The sequence below is a fragment of the Candidatus Marsarchaeota archaeon genome (genome assembly GCA_023473665.1).
GTDB lineage: Archaea > Micrarchaeota > Micrarchaeia > Micrarchaeales > Micrarchaeaceae > JAMCYM01.
The window spans coordinates 13830-26324 of record JAMCYM010000002.1 but is presented as its reverse complement, the minus strand read 5'-3'; the positions used below and the strand labels follow the sequence as shown (position 1 = coordinate 26324).

At 54.1% G+C, this 12495-nt stretch carries 20 protein-coding genes; 2 read left to right on the top strand and 18 right to left on the bottom strand.

Translation table 11 applies throughout. The features are described from left to right. Positions 1-5: 5 nt before the first annotated feature. The 15 genes from M1158_00885 to priS all read right to left on the bottom strand — a co-directional run bounded on the left by M1158_00885 (position 6) and on the right by priS (position 8293). Positions 6-479 carry a 50S ribosomal protein L19e gene (locus tag M1158_00885; GenBank protein ID MCL5099663.1) on the bottom strand — a complete coding sequence of 158 codons (474 nt, stop codon included), beginning with the start codon at positions 477-479 and terminating at the stop codon, positions 6-8. Next, a complete protein-coding gene (locus M1158_00880; GenBank protein ID MCL5099662.1) occupies positions 476-859 on the bottom strand; it encodes an eL32 family ribosomal protein in 384 nt (127 codons plus the stop codon). The genes M1158_00885 and M1158_00880 overlap by 4 nt, the downstream gene beginning before the upstream one ends. A 5-nt stretch (positions 860-864) precedes the next feature. Next, entirely contained in the window at positions 865-1386 is a 522-nt protein-coding gene (rplF, locus tag M1158_00875) for a 50S ribosomal protein L6 (protein MCL5099661.1), read from the bottom strand. Between the two features lie 7 nt (positions 1387-1393). Next, a complete protein-coding gene (locus tag M1158_00870) occupies positions 1394-1774 on the bottom strand; it encodes a 30S ribosomal protein S8 (protein MCL5099660.1) in 381 nt (126 codons plus the stop codon). A 5-nt stretch (positions 1775-1779) separates the two neighbouring features. Beyond that, positions 1780-1938, bottom strand: a complete 159-nt coding sequence (locus tag M1158_00865) for a 30S ribosomal protein S14 (protein MCL5099659.1) — start codon at positions 1936-1938, stop codon at positions 1780-1782. Between the two features lie 2 nt (positions 1939-1940). Beyond that, positions 1941-2474, bottom strand: a complete 534-nt coding sequence (locus M1158_00860; protein ID MCL5099658.1) for a 50S ribosomal protein L5 — start codon at positions 2472-2474, stop codon at positions 1941-1943. A gap of 5 nt (positions 2475-2479) precedes the next feature. Continuing rightward, a complete protein-coding gene (locus M1158_00855) occupies positions 2480-3160 on the bottom strand; it encodes a S4 domain-containing protein (protein ID MCL5099657.1) in 681 nt (226 codons plus the stop codon). Beyond that, a complete protein-coding gene (rplX, locus tag M1158_00850) occupies positions 3153-3629 on the bottom strand; it encodes a 50S ribosomal protein L24 (protein ID MCL5099656.1) in 477 nt (158 codons plus the stop codon). The genes M1158_00855 and rplX overlap by 8 nt, the downstream gene beginning before the upstream one ends. Next, positions 3629-4027 carry an uL14 family ribosomal protein gene (locus tag M1158_00845; GenBank protein ID MCL5099655.1) on the bottom strand — a complete coding sequence of 133 codons (399 nt, stop codon included), beginning with the start codon at positions 4025-4027 and terminating at the stop codon, positions 3629-3631. Before M1158_00845 ends, rplX begins: the two co-directional genes overlap by 1 nt. Next, positions 4024-4320 carry a 30S ribosomal protein S17 gene (locus tag M1158_00840; protein ID MCL5099654.1) on the bottom strand — a complete coding sequence of 99 codons (297 nt, stop codon included), beginning with the start codon at positions 4318-4320 and terminating at the stop codon, positions 4024-4026. Before M1158_00840 ends, M1158_00845 begins: the two co-directional genes overlap by 4 nt. Positions 4321-4434: 114 nt before the next feature. Further along, positions 4435-4773: a ribonuclease P protein subunit gene (locus M1158_00835; GenBank protein ID MCL5099653.1), complete on the bottom strand. Its 339-nt coding sequence runs from the start codon at positions 4771-4773 to the stop codon at positions 4435-4437. 11 nt (positions 4774-4784) lie between these two features. Continuing rightward, positions 4785-6002: a DUF373 family protein gene (locus M1158_00830; GenBank protein MCL5099652.1), complete on the bottom strand. Its 1218-nt coding sequence runs from the start codon at positions 6000-6002 to the stop codon at positions 4785-4787. Between the two features lie 77 nt (positions 6003-6079). After that, the gene (locus M1158_00825) at positions 6080-6559 is read right to left on the bottom strand and encodes an NUDIX hydrolase (GenBank protein ID MCL5099651.1); all 480 of its coding nucleotides are present in this window, start codon (positions 6557-6559) and stop codon (positions 6080-6082) included. A gap of 18 nt (positions 6560-6577) precedes the next feature. Beyond that, entirely contained in the window at positions 6578-7117 is a 540-nt protein-coding gene (gene pyrE / locus M1158_00820; GenBank protein MCL5099650.1) for an orotate phosphoribosyltransferase, read from the bottom strand. Between the two features lie 9 nt (positions 7118-7126). Then, positions 7127-8293 (bottom strand): DNA primase catalytic subunit PriS, encoded by a 1167-nt coding sequence (priS, locus tag M1158_00815; GenBank protein ID MCL5099649.1) that lies wholly within the window; start codon positions 8291-8293, stop codon positions 7127-7129. Between the two features lie 42 nt (positions 8294-8335). Between priS and M1158_00810 the strand changes: the two genes are divergently transcribed. Beyond that, positions 8336-9100, top strand: a complete 765-nt coding sequence (locus M1158_00810; GenBank protein MCL5099648.1) for a hypothetical protein — start codon at positions 8336-8338, stop codon at positions 9098-9100. Positions 9101-9144: 44 nt separating this feature from the next. After that, complete coding sequence (pth2, locus tag M1158_00805; GenBank protein ID MCL5099647.1) at positions 9145-9501, top strand: peptidyl-tRNA hydrolase Pth2; 357 nt, start codon at positions 9145-9147, stop codon at positions 9499-9501. A gap of 4 nt (positions 9502-9505) precedes the next feature. On the opposite strand, the gene M1158_00800 is transcribed toward pth2, so the two are convergent. From M1158_00800 to M1158_00790, 3 genes are all read right to left on the bottom strand, one after another. After that, positions 9506-10429: a branched-chain amino acid transaminase gene (locus M1158_00800; protein MCL5099646.1), complete on the bottom strand. Its 924-nt coding sequence runs from the start codon at positions 10427-10429 to the stop codon at positions 9506-9508. Between the two features lie 178 nt (positions 10430-10607). Continuing rightward, complete coding sequence (locus M1158_00795; protein ID MCL5099645.1) at positions 10608-10991, bottom strand: hypothetical protein; 384 nt, start codon at positions 10989-10991, stop codon at positions 10608-10610. A gap of 418 nt (positions 10992-11409) precedes the next feature. Then, positions 11410-12204 carry a hypothetical protein gene (locus M1158_00790; protein ID MCL5099644.1) on the bottom strand — a complete coding sequence of 265 codons (795 nt, stop codon included), beginning with the start codon at positions 12202-12204 and terminating at the stop codon, positions 11410-11412. Between the last annotated feature and the right edge of the window lie 291 nt (positions 12205-12495).

The window sequence follows — 12495 nt, the reverse complement described above, 5'->3', positions numbered from 1 at the left end:
GAACATCACGCATGCTTAAGCTTGTTGAATGACTCTTCGTCTATCGCAACGCCCCTGCTCCTTATGTGGTTGAGCAACGTCGCCTTGCTCGCGAACGTGCCGCCCTTGACCAGCGCATAGAAGCCCTTGAACATCTCGTTGTTTATGGTGCCGGCGCTTTTCAGCTGCAGCAATACGCGCCTCTGCGCCCTTACCTTCTTCATGTACGTTATGCCTGCGCGCGCCTTGTAGGTTCCGTGCTTCCTTCCGGGGCCGCGCTTCCTCCCTGCAGCGCGCTTCTTCGAGAGCTCCTTGCCGTGCGCGCTTATGTTGTGCTTCTCCTTGATCGCGTAGATGGCGCCCTTCTTGATCAGCTCCCTGACGTCTTCGCGGGTTATCGCCTTCTTGGCATCGGCTATCGATGCCGCGCTGATCCTCACGGCGCTCTCGCCCCTGCCCATGATCGAGGCCGCTACCCTTTTCGTAAGCCTTATGCTCATGCAATGCCACCGTTCGTTACCTTTATGCCGTTCTGCGCGGCAAGCGAAGATATCGCAGCGCGCTTCCGTGCGCCTACAGCGCCTGCAATCATTATGTCGAAGCCTGAGCCTTCTGGATTCTCCAGCAGCGTGCGCAGCTCGCCTATGTTGTGGACAAGCACGGCGCGCCTGCCGTCGGCGCGCCTGCCCCTGATGCCCTCAGGGTTTCTGTAGCCTATAGTCGGCTCCGCGCCCGTGAACGACTTCTTTATGCGCTTCTTGTTGTCTATTCCGCGCTGCTTGCGCCAGCGCTCCCTTACGCGCTTCCTGTTCTTCGTGCCGTAATTGGGCACGTTGAACTTCGGATGGTGCTTCTTTGCTATTCTTGGCTTTGATTCCATGAACATCACTCGCTTGCATAATAAACGCCGTCCTGGAAGACGCGCGTGTCCTTGCCGTGCACCTTGCATGCCTGGCGTATGTTTGCTGCCGTTTGGCTTACGTCATCGTGCTTCGTGCCGTACACCTTGACGTCCTTGCCCTTGATCTCGATCTTGGTAGAGCCGACTATTGCGGCGGGCCGCGGCATGCGCTCTCCGAACATGTTCTTTATGAGCAGCTCGCTGCCCTTGACCTCCAAGGTCATCGGGAAATGGGCGTATACGGCCTCCATCACGATCTCGAAGTTCTTTGTAACACCGGAGATGTCGCTTCTGACCTCGTTGGCCAGCGCCACAGCCGCCTGGTTGGCCTTCTTGGCGAGCTTCTTGTCGTCAATGGCGCTTATCTTCACCGATTTTGCGCCGCTCTCGACTGTGAGCAGCAAATGGTTGAAGGCGCGCTCGTTCATGCCGAGGGCTCCCTTCGTTATGACCTTGTCGCCGTCGATCCTTATCTCGATGCCTTCCGGCACCGCTACCTCTTCCATTATACCATCAGTACACGTATGCCACAAGCCTGCCGCCTATTCCCGCGGCCCTCGCGTCGCGGTTGGTCAGCATGCCTTTCGGCGTTGATATTATAAGTATGCCGAAGTCCTTGCTCGGTATGTAGCGCTCCTCGTAGCGCTGTATGTCGAGCTTCGACAGCGCGTATCTCGGCTTGACCACGCTTATGCTGTTTATCTTCCTCGAGAGCTTCACGTCTAGCACGCGCGCGTAGCGCTCCGTACGCTCCTCGTAGCCGTCTATGTAGCCGTTCTTCTGCATTACATCGAGCACAGAGCGCACCAGCTTTGTGGAGAGCACAGTGCACCCGCGCCTGCCTACGCGCTCGTTGGCCTTTATCGTATTTATTGCCTCTGCAAGCCTGTCCATGAGCATCAACCATATTTCTTGAAGTTTAGGTCCTTTGCCACCTCCCTGAAGCACCTCCTGCATATGTAGAGGTTATGGGACCTTATGAGGCCGCGCGTGCCTCCGCATATCCTGCACTTGCGTACACCCTTGCCCTTGAATTTCTCTTCTGTCTTTACCTTCATGATTATGCACCCTGCACCTCTACCTTGAAACGCTCGCCCAGGTATCTTTCGAGCTCTTCCCTGCCTATGATCCTGTGGCTCCTGCTCACCTTTCCAGAAGCACGCTTCTTGAGCTCGGTCCTGAGGCCCGGCCTCCTAAACGATACATTAACGTTCATTCCCAGCATGCCTATGCTCGGGTCGTACTTTATGCCGCTTATGTCTATGTACTCCTTTATGCCGAAGTTGACGGTGTTGTTGGTTATGCTGCTGGGCCTTATGCGGTTGTCAACTGCAGCAAGAAGCTTCGGCAGCAGCTGCGCGGCGCGCAAGCCGCGCAGGGTTACGAACGCCCCTATCTTGCTGCCCTTCGATATCTTGAATGTAGGGTTCCGCTTCTTAGCGAGCGCGTACGTCGGCTTCGCGCCTGTTATCATCTCGAGCAGCCGCTTGGCGTTGTTGGTCTGCTGGTCGTTGCTGCCGCTGCCTATGTTTATGACCAGCTTGTCTACCTTGACCTCGCGCATCTTATTCGTTGCGTTTCCAGTTCCTGCCATTCCTATCAGCCGACCACTATGATGTTCCTTACCAGCGTCTCAAACTTGTCGCCTGCGCCCTGCTCGACAACGGCAGATGCGCCGGTGTGCATGTTGCCGGGCTTGAGCTCGGCGATCCTGCCCTTCGCGCCTGTGTGCACGCCGTCTACTATGAAGCATTCGGCGCCTGCCTTTAGCGGCACCACGCCCTTGAAGGCCCTGCTGGCGTCGACGAGCACCGAGTCGCCCACAGAGAATTCCTTGGCGCTCTTGAACGCGAGGACAGAGCCGTCATGCAGCCTTGCCATTATGCGGCCATCCTTCGCCTTGTACTTGCCGACCACCTTGTAGTGCGTAGTGTCTGCGTCTGCCTGCTTGAACGATACCTTGCCCTGCTCGTTTATCGACACCAGGTATTTGGTTCCGCCCTTGATTGTTATTATGTCGTTTATGCCCACAGGGAACGATGGGCTGCGGCGGGGCTTGCCTCCGACCGTAACGCTGCCTTCCTTTATTGCGCGCCTCGCCTCGGTCATGCTGCCGGCAATACCAAGCTTAGCGAGGGCAGCGCTCAAAGGCACGCTCTTGCCGAGCGTGTGCCTGCCGGGGCTCTGCTTCGCCACGTAGGCGTGCTCCTTCCTATGCACACCATAGTACTGGGGCGCGTGAAGGCTCTTCATGTGCCGTTTGTTGCCTTTGTTAGCCATGAACATCACTCTCTGGTTTCGGCGGAGCTGCAGTTGCTGCTTCTGCCTTCGGCGCTGCCTTTGGCGCCGACTCGGCCGTGGGCGCGGCTGCTGCAGCCTGGACCCGCTGCGTCGGCTTGAGGCGCGATACCCTCAGCTTGTCCGATAGATTGAGATCGGTTATATATACATTGCTGGCGTTCACAGCCACGCTGAGCTCCTTGCCCTTGGCGTCCTTCCTCTTATACGAATCTATGTAGAGCACTCCGCCGCGCAGGCTTACGCGCGTGACCTTGCCGGTCGTGCCCTTCTTCGAACCGCTCATTATCTTGACCGTGTCGCCCTTCGACACCTGCACCGCCCTCATCTTTATCCCAAGCTTCTGCCGCGCCTCCTTGCTCAGGTGCACGTGCAGGAAATGCTGCCTTGAGTGCATAGGCGCGGTGTAGCGGTATTTCCTCTGCATGCGTGGTTTGCCGCTCTTTATCATCATACCACCCTCGAGGCTATGCCTGCCAGCTTGATGTAGCGCTCTATGACCTCACGCGCCATAGCGCCCTTGACCTCGGTCGCGACCGGCAGGTCGCTGTCCGTTATTAGTATTGCTGCATTATCCTCGAACCTGACGCGCATGCCTGATGCCCTGCGCATGGGCTGGCGCTGCCTTATTATCACTGCGCGCACCTTCTTCTTTATGTATTGCGGCGTGCCGCTCTTCACGCTGGCCAGCACTATGTCACCTATGCCTGACGATGCCATCCTCTTGTGCGAGCCAGCCTTTCCTATCTTGTTTATTATCATGAGGGTCTTGGCGCCGCTGTTGTCGGCGCAGGTGAGTATGCTGCCCGGAACCAGGCTCTTCGATATCTTTGTGGCCAAACCCTTCATGCAACCGCCCTGGCTATTATCTTCGTCACTACGAACGACTTTGTCTTGCTGAGCTTCCTGGTGCCGGCTATCACCACGCGGTCGCCAGTCTTGGCCCCTATGCATGCAGGGTTGTACGCGGCTATGCGCGAGGTCTTCCTGAGCGAGCGCTCGTATTTCTTGAGGAAAGTAGTATAGGGCCTCTCGATTATGACGGTCTTGGCGGCGCGGTCGCTGACGACGACGCCCTCAATCTCGCTGCCGTGCGTCTTGAGGCTGCCGTGAATCGGGCATTTAGGGTCTTCGCATTCCAATCAATCACTTGCATGAAAAGCAGACATGATGCAGTTCCGCACATTCTGCTGTAGCAAAGCAAAAAACCAAAAGGTATGAATTGCGTTTAATATGATGGTATTAATATATAAAAACTATGCTCTTCGGGCCTTGTAGAATTTGAGGGCCTTCTCTGTGCGCTCGAAGGGCCTGAAGTTTATCTCCCTGCCTTCTACGACGAAGCGCTGTGCGCCTACCTCGAATGCGAAGATGCTGCCAAGTTTTGGCACAGTCCTGTCGCCGTGCCTCGTTTCTACTACAATGGTGTTCTTCGTCTCGCCTATCACGATGCCCCTGAGCGAGCCCTTCTTCCCTGCGTAGGGGCCCTTCAGCACCCTTACCTTCAGGCCTATGAGCTCGTGCAACACTATGTTCCTGTTATCTAGGATTGCCGGGTTGCTGTCGGTATCATGCATGTTCAGGCCCCGTGGCATGTTTAGCCCCGTCAGCGCACTATGATGCGGTCAGCTTCCGAAGTGCTTATGCGGTCGATCTCGAGGCTTATAGTGCTGCCGTAGTCTGTGCGCACTGACATGACACCGCGCTTCGTGTCTACGCCAGTGACCTTGCCTATGTAGGCGCCTATGTCGTTTATGACGCTCTTGTTCTTCAGCGAGGAGCGCTCAACAGCGTATCTCTTGACCATGCCGCTCAGCACCGATATGCCATAGCCTATCACTATGAGCCCCGCCACCCAGAGCAGGAACTGCCAGAAGTATATCTGGCCTATGAACCACTCGGTTAGTATGTAGAGTATGGCGAGAGATACTATCGAATAGCTGATGTACGTGCCTTGGTTTATCGCCCTGTAGCGCATGTGCCTGCTCTCCAGGTCCATTATGCGGCCGATTAAATACAGGCCTATGCTTATCGGGAATACCAGGAGGAAGCCCTGCACAGCATAGGAATCCCTCGACAGCTGGTTTGCAACCGGGTTGTGCACGAAAGCACCGAACCCGAGCACCAGGCCTATGAAGAAGAAGAGCAGGGCGCTCACGTAGAACAAAAAGCTCAGCCTGCTTATGCTGAAGCCGAAGCCCCTGAACGACGATACCAACGCATCCTCAAGGCCGAAGCCCTTTATGACGAGATATAATCCTATTAGCGCGACGGGCAGCTGCCACCCGTAGTTCAGGTAGTAGCTTACCGCAAACAGCAGCAGCAATACGGCCGGTATGCCGAACACTATGCGCGCATAATGTGGCTCCTTGAGCTTCTCGAGAACCGCGAAGTATGCGTTCTCGAACTGCTCGGCCTGCTTCATACGCACGAAGTCGACGCTGTTGACCTTTATGCGCGTCTTCAGTATGGGGAGCACGCGCGTGTCGCTGGCGCCGTCGGTTACCAGCACGCAGGCATCGACCTTGAGCCTGTCAAGCAGCATGTCCAGCTGCCTCGAGAGCTCCGCATCTGCCGTATAGCCCTCGTTCTCAGAGCCAGTTATCGTTGCGATCTCGACATCATAGCCCTGCTTCTTGAGCTCTTCATACTTGTGCACCGCCTCAAACATCGTGTTCGAGTCTGTATCCTGTGGATCTGCAAGCGCGAGCGACGTAGCCGCTTTGACGTTTGCGTCCCTGCCTATCACAGGGCCGGTCTTCTTCGCCTTGCGGTAGAGGTCGTTGTCTATGTCCACTGCCAGCACAAGCAGCCGTTCGGCCATTCTATCATAACAATATCCAGGCATCAGAATAAATACCTATCAGGAACGTTGCGGAAAGGGGAACGGCCCCAGCCCGGTCAATGCCTGGCAAGGAACATGTTGTAGTACATCACCGCCGACATTCCTGATGTGTCTGACATCTTCCCATCCCTTATGAGCGCCATCAGCTCTCCCATGCTTACCCTATTAGTCTCTATCTGCTCGCCTTCCTCCCTATTAGGCTCGCCTTCGTGAAGGCCTTCTGCCAGGTAGTAGTAGCTCTTCATCGAGTCTATGTTCGCGACGAGGCGAGTGGCGAACATCAGCTTCAGGCTGTCGGCCCTGAAGCCGGTCTCCTCCCTCAGCTCTCGCGCGGCAGCATCTTCTGGTTTCTCGCCTTCGTCTATCTTGCCGCGCGGAAGCTCGAAGCCCCATTCTCCGGATGTCTTCCTGTACTGCCGGTTCACCAGAACCGTGCCGTCGCTGAAGATGGGCAGCACCTCAACTATGCGGCTCTCCATGTATTTCTTCGCACGTGCCTTTACCAGCTCTTCCAGCCTTTTATCGCTTATCTCCATTCAATCCCCAAACGCGATTCAATGATCAGTCCCGAAAAGCTCGGATTTCCTAACTAATGAATGCAGCCTTACGCCTGCAGCCCCGATTGCATCACTTCCGCCCTCCTCCCTGTCTACCACGCAGTACGCGTGCTCGACTATCGCCTTGCGTTCCCTCAGGACATCGACTGCATACAGCACAGAGCCGCCTTTCGTCACCACGTCGTCTATTACTGCAACGTTCTTGCCTGACACATCGCCGCCCATCAGCAATGAGGTATCGCCGTGGGCCTTCCTGTCCTTCCTGACTATGTAGCACATCTTGTCAGTCGCGAGCGACACCCCTACCGCTATAGGTACCGAGCCCATCTCTATGCCTGCGACTGCATTTTCGCGTATCATTCCTGAAAGTGCAGCCACGATAAGCTTGAGATTGGCAGGATCGGCATCGAACGTCTTGACGTCAATGTAATATTTCGATTTATCGCCAGAACGCAATTTGTACCATTCGTTGCCCGGCGCCCTCTTCGCGGCGCCGGAATTATTCAGCCTTTCAACCAGCTCTTTATTCGCGTTCATGTCATCGCCTCATGCCGGCACCGCGGCGCGCTTCATCAGCAAGTAGAGCGCCGCATATGTCGGCAGCGCAACGTCCTTGTTCTCATATGGGCCGAACACCTTGCCATCCATAGTTAGCGTAGGCGCCTTTGTGGCGTGCACCAGCATCGTGCCTCCCTGGAATGCTATCGAGTCCCTCATCGGCTCGAACTTCTCCAGCTCCTTGACCGAGCCGATGCGCTTTGCTACGAGCATCGTGTCGCCATGGAGCGTCTCAGGCACCCTGAGCATGTGCGATGGATCGTTCGTGACGTTCCTGTCTATCGAGTCGCTCTGCTTTATAGTCATGCCCTTCACTACGTTGGCCCAGAACTCGGCCTTCTTAGTTATGCGCACCTTGTCCCAATTGCCGGTCGTTATTCCGAGTATCACCGCAGCCTTGTTCTTCTCCAGGAACCTGGCCTCTATAGCGCTTATCCCAAGGACAGTGAGCGCGTCCGTGCCCTTGTTGAGCGCCGCGATTATGCCTTTGGCCAGCTTGCCGCCCCAGCCGAAGTCCGTTGGCTTCGGGCCCTCGAGGCGCATGCCGCGCTGGCCTATTGTCGGGAAGAAGCTCTCGATGCGCATGCCGGTGCCCGTTATGTAGTCGCTTATCTGCTTCCTGGCATTGCCGTCAAGCTGGAACACCTCCTCGCTGTTTACGTGCACATGGTAGCCACGGTTGCCGCTGAAGTTAACCGATATCTCGTCGGCAGAGAAGCCGAAGTCTGGCACAAGGAAATCCTCTATAAGCTTGACGGTCTCTGCTTTGACCGCAGAAAGGCAGTTTTCGCACACCCAGGAGGCGCCATGCTCCTTCTGGCACGCCAGACGCATGTCGGTCGCATCGAGGTCGAAGACGAGCTCCGCGCCCTTCCTGCCCTTGGCTTCCATGGGCTGCGCAGCCGGGCGTTCGTAGAGCGCCGAAGAGCAAGAAACGAATGGCGGTGCGTTGTCGACAAGGTAGCGGTTTAGCTCCTTGTCGCTCGCGAAAGATAGGTGCCTGACCTTTATCTTCTTCTCGAAATCGCCGAAGCCGAACTCCCGCGACGCGATGTTCGCCACGCTGATAGGGTGCTTTGAGTAGTAATCCCTTATGTACTTTGAAGCTATGGATTCAGCCTCGTTCGAAGTCGGCATGCGGTTCACGGATATCATGACCTTCAAAAACTAAATGCCTGACGCATAATTTAATAATACTTGACAATCGACGAACAAGACATAGACGAATATAAATCTGGCAATTCATTGTATTCTTCAGCGATCCAGATGGCGCATGCCGCAGTATGGGATTTGGAAGGCCCTACCATACCTACCATTGACGCAGCGATAACAACTATGCTGCGGCGCGGCGACGGCATACCCAACAAGCATTTCGGATTCAAGCTCCCCACTGAGGGGATTTTCAGCAGCATTATGATGCTGCCACCGAACGCCCGCGGCCCTATTTCCAACCATCTGGACCAGAAGCTGTCCTTTGACAGGCAGAACCTGATTGCCATGGGCATAGCCCAGGACAGGGGTTATCAAATATACATCGAAACCGCCAATCCTACTTACCGTGATGAAGCCGGAAGATGCGTGGACATGGAGGCGAGGCTTGAGAGGGAGCATATAAGAGCAACGGTCAGATGGGAGCGGGTATTCGGCAAGGCCCGCAAAATAGACGGCGAGCCCCCATCCTTCATAGTTGAAGATTACAGTCCTGCTGCAATTTACTTCGCAGGGATAAAAAGGGTGCCTACGATACTCGTGATTGAGGGCTATCAGTTCATTGAAGACAGTGTCCTGAAGTCGATGGGAAGCGGGCGCCTTATCGTAACCACGCATGAAGACCTGCCAAAGGCAGTAACTTACATGATTGATCGTCTGGAGGGCAAGGATACCGAATTGACAAAGGGTTTCGACGGTACGTTGCCGGTCAAGCTGCGGGGCGCCAAGACGCCCTCAAGGAATGCGACCTGATTGACGCTTCTTATTCCTTTGCATGCAAAATATTAGCGGTCAACGTGGACGAGATAAAGCAGGCAATAGTTGTCAGGACCGACCTTGATATGGGCAGGGGCAAGGCGGCCGCGCAGGTTGCGCATGCATCGCTCATGAGCTACTTCGAGGCCGAGAAAGCTGACAAGAGAATAGCCAAGGAGTGGCTTGACAGCGGCGAGAAGAAGATAGTGCTCAAGGTCAGCGACGAGGAAGCGCTGGTCAAGCTCTACAACGCCTTCAAGTACAAGGGCGTGCCGTGCGCGCTGGTGACCGATGCCGGCCTTACTGAAATACCACCAGGCAGCAAGACTGCCCTTGGCATAGGTCCGTGGAAGAGCGCAGAGATAGACCAGTTCACCAAGGGGCTGAAGCTCCTTTGACTGCTCATTTTACGTAGGTCAGCCACCTGGCATAGGCCTTCTCATTGCCGCGAACTATGCTGTCGTATTTCTTTGACAGCATCATAGTAATCCGGCCTGGCTTGCCTTCGCCGATGCCCATGCCGTCTATGTTCACTATCGGGGTAATCTCAGCTGCGGTGCCCGCAAAGAATGCCTCGTCTGCCGTGTAAAGCTCCTCGTGATGGAGCTCGCGCTGCGCCACATTAATCCCCAGCTTATCAGCTATCTCAATTAGGCTGTCGCGGGTTATCCCCAGGAGTATGTCTGAGCTTATTCCAGGGGTGATAAGTTCGCCATCCTTGACTATGAATATATTTTCGCCTGGGCCTTCTGCTACGTAGCCGTTACTTGAAAGCAGTATGGCCTCGTCAAACCCTGATGCCCTCGCCTCGTTGTTGGCCATTATCGAGTTTATGTAGTTGCCGCTCGCCTTGGCTTCCACAGGCAGTATATCGGAGTTTATGCGCCTCCATGAAGACACCTTGCACCTTATTCCGCGCTCTTTTGCCGCGCCGAAATACGCGCCGAACGGCACAGCGGCAATGTACACGCTGATCTTCTTGCCGGTAGTGCTCATGCCTATCTTGTCATCGTTATAAAATGCGAAGGGCCTTATGTAGCAGGAATCTAGGCCATTGGCCTTCACCGTGTCTATTATGGCGCGGGACAGCTCTCCATCAGATCGGCCGAGTTCCATTGAGTATATCTTGGCGCTGTGCTGGAATCGCTTTACGTGCTCTGGAAGCCTGAATATTGCGGCACCTTTCTTCGTTTGATATGCACGAATGCCTTCGAAGATGCCGCTGCCGTACTGCAACGAATGGGTCAGTATCGGGACCTTCGCCTCTTCGTAGCTGACAATCTTGCCGTCTAGCCACACCATTCTTCCTTTGATATTCTCAGCCATGCCATGCGCCTAAACACTAACATGCAGTGCAGCTATTAATTATTTGCTTTGCGGATTTGGGCGATTGAAGGGAAACGAATCGTAAGAAGAAGAGGGTCATAACCGATACCTTTTGAGAGGGCGCATGCGAAGCCTGGTAGTGGCGCAGGGGCTTTGCCCCTGCGCGCTGCTTCACCACCTATGCCCTTGTCCTTATGCTCATCCTCGCCCAGGTGCTGTCGTCCTGGAGTGGAGCATCAGCTCCGCTCAGGAAAGAGTTGGCGAACTTGTCAAGTATTGCGGCCTTCTGGCGCTCCATACCGCGCATCCCCGCCATGCCAGACTGCGTCAGGCTGAGCCCCTTGCCAGGCTCTTCCTTGCTCGCAAAATCGGCAAGCCCGCGCTCCTTCAGCTTGTTGAGCGTGTACCACACCGAGCTCTTCGAAAAGCCATACATCTCGCTGATGTAGTTGACGAACGAGCTGGCGCTGTCTATGCTATCGGTGCCTATCTCGAGCATGAGCAGCTGCTCGCGCTCAGTAAGCACAACCGCCTTAGAATATACTCTAGTTTCTACTACCATCCGGCCCACATGAAACACCTCTTTTCTGGAAAGTGTTTATGCAGCCAGGTGGTAGTTGTTTGGTGTGAGCTTCATGATGCAATCGATGCTGACGCTGCGCCTAAAGGATGAGCCTATATACCACGTGCGCAACGTTTGCAACTGCATCTTCACACCGGCTAACTGCCTGGTTGTATATGCGGAGCTATGATTGCCCCTCTGTCAATATCTTGTGAAGGCGCATCATATTTAAAGCTTGTGTCCAGGGGTTCTGTCGCATCCTCGGCACCCGTGATGTAATGTCGCATTCGGCACCCAGCACGATATTACCGAAAGGTATATAGATTATCGAGGATAAAAAATATTGTATGATACAGACACGAGGGGAACTGCCTATCTGGTGGACAGGTGTTCCCCCCGTGTTCATCCCGTATCCTGATTAATCAGCGTGATTTTCCGTATTATTCTGGTGTTTCCTCTTCCAGTCCTCTTCTATCGCTTTCTCCGTCGCGTCAAGTATTGCCTTGAATTGTGGCAAATCAGAGATTGCCCTGATGTCCCAAACGAAATCCCTATCGGGAGTTATTATGCGGACAACGTATTCGCCTGCAACTGCAATACCTTGTTTCTGTTGCGGGGTGTCTCCCGACCGCGACGTATCTACCTCTTCTGATTTGTTATCCTGTGCTGACATATCTGTAGTACTACTCCCAAATATTCGCTTACCGAAGTCCGTCAGGACAACTTTCGTTCCCTTCCCTCTCCCGATGTATCTCAAGATACCCAACCGCTCGCAGTAATGAGCAAACGTTCCTACACCAGCATCCAGTACACTGTCAGGTAGTGTAATTCCTGACGAACTTAGGCGTGACTTAATGTCGTTTGTCTCCAATTCCTTTGCATCGCTATAATAAACCCACTTCAATATGGTGTTATACAGAGCAGGCAGATTTCTGGCAAGTGTTTCATTCTTCTTTTCCCCAGATAGAAAGCCAACACTCTTACCAAAAGAGGTTATCTTTGCCGTAGTATAGTCATCTTCTATGAACCCCAACGCCTTAGCCATATTGAAGACGTAGCTATAACTCGCCTTCTTGTCCTGACCTATGTGTTGCCACACTACTGCCTTCTTCTCGCCCCCTTGACCAGCAGTGCGAAGCTCATCCACTACCTTGAACAAGACGTCTATATTGACGTTATAAGGCAACACCAACGGTTTTTCTGTTTCAGTCAATTTATCGACCTATGGGACAATTCCCCGTACAGTATTGTGAAGAAATAACTATTTAAAGCTATCCATCAGACTATACAAAAGGTTAATAGTTAGCTCTTGATATCGTCAGAGTACCATACAATTCAGGCATGAGAGAAGAACCAATGTATATGGTGCTTATTTCACATTTCGGGGCTTATTCCAATAGGGTGATTTACAGCGAGGACATACTTTGGGCTCTTGCGTAGTATAGCTTCTCGGAAACCAAATATGTCCGCACCTCTCGCATTTATACCCGTCGATTTTTACCTT